This window comes from Frankia tisae, from assembly GCF_025403405.1.
Lineage (GTDB): Bacteria > Actinomycetota > Actinomycetes > Frankiales > Frankiaceae > Frankia > Frankia tisai.
This window is the reverse complement of record NZ_JANEZT010000449.1, coordinates 1-4,705: the sequence shown is the minus strand read 5'-3', so window position 1 is coordinate 4,705 and position 4,705 is coordinate 1. Positions and strand designations below refer to the sequence as shown.

The 4,705-nt window shown below is 69.8% G+C and carries 3 protein-coding genes; 1 reads left to right on the top strand and 2 read right to left on the bottom strand.

All coding sequences use genetic code 11. The features are described 5' to 3' along the window. The first annotated feature begins 238 nt into the window (after positions 1-238). The gene (locus tag NBZ85_RS27785; protein ID WP_261559445.1) at positions 239-703 is read left to right on the top strand and encodes a nuclear transport factor 2 family protein; all 465 of its coding nucleotides are present in this window, start codon (positions 239-241) and stop codon (positions 701-703) included. A 73-nt stretch (positions 704-776) separates the two neighbouring features. Here NBZ85_RS27785 and NBZ85_RS27780 read toward each other — a convergent pair whose 3' ends face one another. After that, on the bottom strand, positions 777-2,402 hold the full coding sequence (locus NBZ85_RS27780) for an FAD-dependent oxidoreductase (RefSeq protein WP_261559444.1): 1,626 nt from the start codon (positions 2,400-2,402) through the stop codon (positions 777-779). Positions 2,403-3,088: 686 nt separating this feature from the next. Further along, the gene (locus NBZ85_RS27775; protein ID WP_261559443.1) at positions 3,089-4,426 is read right to left on the bottom strand and encodes an ATP-dependent 6-phosphofructokinase; all 1,338 of its coding nucleotides are present in this window, start codon (positions 4,424-4,426) and stop codon (positions 3,089-3,091) included. Positions 4,427-4,705 lie beyond the last annotated feature (279 nt).

The following is a 4,705-nucleotide window of genomic DNA, read 5'->3' as shown; positions in this document are numbered from 1 at the left end:
CGGCACACGCCACCTGAGGGGAGACGCGCCCTCTCGGCTGCGAGCATCCAGTTCGGCGACGACCGAGTTCGAGTCGGCCATGCCCTGTGCCGCCTGGCGTGCCCGTGCGGCTCCGGTGGTGCAAGGTGGAGATGCCGCGCGAGCGGGGACGTTCAGGGTGAACGCGTCGAAGGGATGTGCAGGTGCGCAAGGCGTCGATCAACGATGACACGATCGCGGGACCGTCGGCGGTGGCCGCGTGACCGCCCAGGGTTCCACGGGTCGGCTGCTGGCCAAGCTCGTGTCCTCGGTACCGGCCACCGTCGATCCGGCGGACGTCCGCGCTCGGATCGCCGCGTACTACGCCAGCTACGCGGCGGGTGATGTCGCGGGCCGCAAGGCGCTGTTCAGCGACGACTGCCTCGTGGAGGATCCGGCCGGTTACGCCGTCGCCCGCGGCGCCGAAGCCCTGCACCGGTTCTTCGTCGAGGGGATTCCCCCGGACTGGTCGGTCTCGTTCCGGCTCGACCGCGTCGCGGTGGTGGGCAACGAGGCGGTGGCCACCACACTGTCGGTCATCGACGCCGGCGCCCGGGGCGGGCTTGAGAACGTCGTCACCACGCACTTCGTGTTCGACGACGCCGGTCTCATCCGCAGTCTGCGCACCTTCTTCGATGCCGACACGATGAACGACCCCTCACCGAACGACCCCTCGACGAACTGACCCCTCGACGAACTGACCCGGCGCGCAGCGAGGCCGGGCCCGCGGTGCGGACCCGGCCTCGCCGTCGGTCGATTCAGGCCACGCCGACGGGGGCCCGGCTGTGGGCGACCTGCTCGCCGGCGACGTAGGCCATGGTCATGCCCGTCCACAGCGTGGTCCCGCCGCCGGGGTAGCCCCAGCCGAGCGGGCTTGCCGCGGCGTTGCCCGCCGCGTACAGGCCCTCGATGACCCCGCCGCGCGCGCGGCGCACCTGGCCGTTGACGTCCGTGCGCAGGCCGCCGTTGGTGCCCAGCGTCCCCGGGTAGATGCGCACGGCGTAGTACGGGCCGCGGTCAACGGGACGGATCTTGGATCCGGTCATGCCGCGCGGCCGGTCGAAGTGCGGGTCGAGGCCGTCGGCCGCGTGCTTGTTGAACTCGGCGACGGTCTCGGTGAGGTGCTCCGGGTCGATGCCCAGCTGCTCGGCGAGTTCGGCGATGGTCTCGCCGGTCGCGACCCAGTCGGGAATCGGGTCGCCTGGCTTGAACGACAGGATCTGCTTGCGCGAGCGCACGCCCTCGTCGAAGACCATCCAGGCGATCTCGTTCGGGAAGTCGATGGTCGTCGCGTCGAACTCGCCGAAGGCGTGGGCGAAGTCGTGGTAGGGCTGGGCCTCGTTGACGAACCGGTCGCCGTGGGAGTTCACGATGATGGTGCCGCCGGCCGCCCGGGCGTCGTCGAAGGTCGGCAGCGGGACGCCGAGGGTGAGGTCGGTCGGGTCCAGCATCGCGCCGGAACCCCAGAACGAGTGCATGTTGCCGAGCAGCGCCCCGGCCTCCATGCCCATGATCTGCCCGTCGCCGGTGGCGTGCTGGGGGCTGATCGGATACAGCTCGAAGCCGATGAACGCGGACACGAGCTCCCGGTTCCACTCGAACCCGCCGCTGGCAAGCACGACGCCGCGGGTGGTCTCGATGGTGGAGGTCGTGCCGTCCGCGGCGGTGACGCGGATCCCGCGCACGACGCCGTCCTCGCCGAGGAGCTGCTCGGCGCGGGTCTGCATGCGCACCTCGATGCCCCGGTCGAGGACGCCGCGAAGCAGGCCCGCGACGATGGCGCTGCCCTTCGTGCGGACATCCTCGCGGTTGCGCCGCTCCAGCTCCTGCGGGGTGCGCTCGAGCTGCCCGATGTCCTCGGCGAGCATGTTGCGGGCCACCTGGCCGCGCACGGCCACCTTGGTCTGGATGCGGGCGGCCCAGTCCGGCAGCAGCTCGCCCACCGGGAAGGGAAGCGGCTCGCACGAGCGCCCGCCGTACTTCTTCCCCGGGATGTCGTACGCGGCGTAGTAGTCCGGGTACTTCGCCATGGTCGTCATCTTCAGCGGGGTGTGCGTCTCGATGTACTCGAGCATCTCGGCGCCGCGGTCCACGCACAGTTCAAGCAGCTCCGGGTCGGCGACCCGGCCGGACAGGCGGCGGATGTAGGCGAGCGCCTCGTCGCGGGTGTCAGAAATGTCGAACTCGGCCTGGTGCCCGTTCAGCGGCACCCACACGATCCCCGCCGAGACCGAGGTGCTGCCGCCGACCACGGCGGCCTTCTCCAGCACCAGCACACGCGCGCCGGCGTCGGCGGCGCGGACCGCCGCGGTGAGCCCGGCGGCACCGGTGCCCACCACGACCACATCGGTCGTCTCGTCCCATGAGGTGGGGATCGTGTCCATCTGGCTCCTCGTCATCGCGGCTCTGCGTCAGAGTCCTCGTGCGGCGGCGGCGCCGTCGCCGCCCCGGGGCACACAGGATGCCGAGATCCGCGCCCCAGGGCCGCCCGGCGGGGTACGCCCCCGCCGGGAGAGAAATAGAGCATCCTGAACATAACCGCGCTGTCAGAAGTGGGCAACCAGCGCCGGCCAAGGCGGGAGCGGCCGGCGCCTGTGAGGTCGGGGACAGCAAGTGATCAGCCGCATCCACAGCTCCCCGGATGTGGCTTCGATGTCAGAAACGGGTCGCCAGCCGGCCCAGGCCGGCTCCACCCGACCGGGTCGGGTAGCCACACATCGTGACCCGTGAAGATCGACAGCCAATGCCGCCCAACACTAAGGGATGATCACGGGCCTCGGGGGGCGGGAGCGGTCCGGCGGATCGATACCTACGTGGCGTCCCGGGCTTGACTCCGGCCGGCTCGGCCATCTCCCCATAGCCGACTCCCCATAGCCGAGCAACGGGTCGCCCACGGCGCCGACCACACCCACAGCTCACCCCACGCGATCGCACCCCTACTCCTGGCGCTCGCCGCGGATGGTCATGGCCTCAACCGCCCGGCCGGACGGCCACACGCCGCGCTCCTTGCTTATCCAGAGGGCTGCATGCCCGATTCGTCCCCCTGGACAGGCAAGGAGATCGGTGGGGACTACTCGAAGTGGGGGGGCTGGCCGGTGGCTTCGAGGACGGACATCCACAGGTCGCCGGCGGGGTCGACCTGGTTGCGCTGGCTGACGGCGAGGGCGATCGGGATGTGGATGAAGCGGCGGCGCCAGCGGCCGACGACCATCTCGGTGCGCCCCGACATCGCGGCGTGCACCGCGGCATGGGCGAGCCGGATCGTGTAGACGTTGTCGTACGGGTTCGCCGGGACGCTGCGGATCGCGTAGCTGGGGTCGATGTACTTCAGGTTCAGCTCGACGCCCTCGGCGTCGAAGTGATTTTTGATCCGGCGGGACAGCTCCGGGCCGACGTCGTGCAGCTTGCGGTTGCCGGACGCGTCGGAACCCTCCGGCTGATCGGTGATGAGCTCCTGCCCGGCGCCCTCCGCGACGACGACGACCGCGTGCCCGCGCTCGACGACGCAGCGACGCAGGTAGTTCAGCAGGCCGCCCTCGCCCTCCAGCTTGAACGGCAGCTCCGGGATGAGGACGACGTCGGCGTTGCTCTTCGCCAGCGTCGCATAGCAGGCGATGAAGCCGGAATGCCGACCCATCAGCCGGACAACGCCCATGCCGCCGGGCGCGGACGTCGCCTCGGCGTACGCAACCCGGATCGACTCGGCCGCCTTGCCGAAGGCGGTCTGGAAGCCAAAGCTCTGATCGATGTAGGGGATATCGTTGTCGATCGTCTTCGGGATGCCGACGACGGCGATCTTCTCGCCGCGTTCGGTGGCCACCCGGGAAATCTCCTTGGCGCCCCGCAGGGTGCCGTCCCCGCCGATGACGAACAGAATGTTGATGTTCATCCGGGACAGGCAGTCGACGATCTCGCCGGGGTCCTGCTGGCCGCGGGAGCTGCCGAGGATCGTCCCGCCGTCGTCGTCGATGCTGGCGACGCTCTCGGGGGTCAGGTCGACGACGTCGTGGCCGTAGCGGGCGATGAAGCCCTGGTACCCGTTGCGGAAACCGAAGATCCGCCGGACCCGGTAGTGCGAGGTCAGCTCCAGCACCAGGCCGCGGATGACGTTGTTCAGCCCGGGGCACAGGCCACCGCAGGTGACGATGCCGACCCGGGTCTTGGACGGGTCGAAGTAGATCTTCCGACGCGGACCGGCCGGCTCGAACCCCGGTAGATCGGCGAGATCGACCTCGCGGGCAGCGATCATCGACGTGGTGTCGTCGTAGAGGACCTTGTCCGCCTCGTCGATGTAATGCTGCGTCGTCGGCCGCTCCCCCAACAAGGGTAGAAGGGGAGAATCTATTCGGCAGGCCCCCAGGGTCTTCACCGACAGATCGGCATTATCCACCAGCAGTGGCGCACCCACCGTTGCCCGGCCCTCACGTCTCGCTCGGCGTTTCGTCTCTTCGCGACTTCGCTCCATACATACCCCGGGCGACCCGGCGACGGACGCCGCCGATCATCCCAGTTCTTCCAGACCGAGACTACCGGGCCAAACCAGCCGTCACGGGGGCATCGCCGGGTCAACCCGGTCACCAGCGTCCGGAAACATGCGCTTCATCGTCCGGAAACCGGCGTAACGCCCGCAGAACCAGCCCCGAACCTGTCCCCGGCGGACACCTCGGTGCCCGCTCGAGGCCCGGCC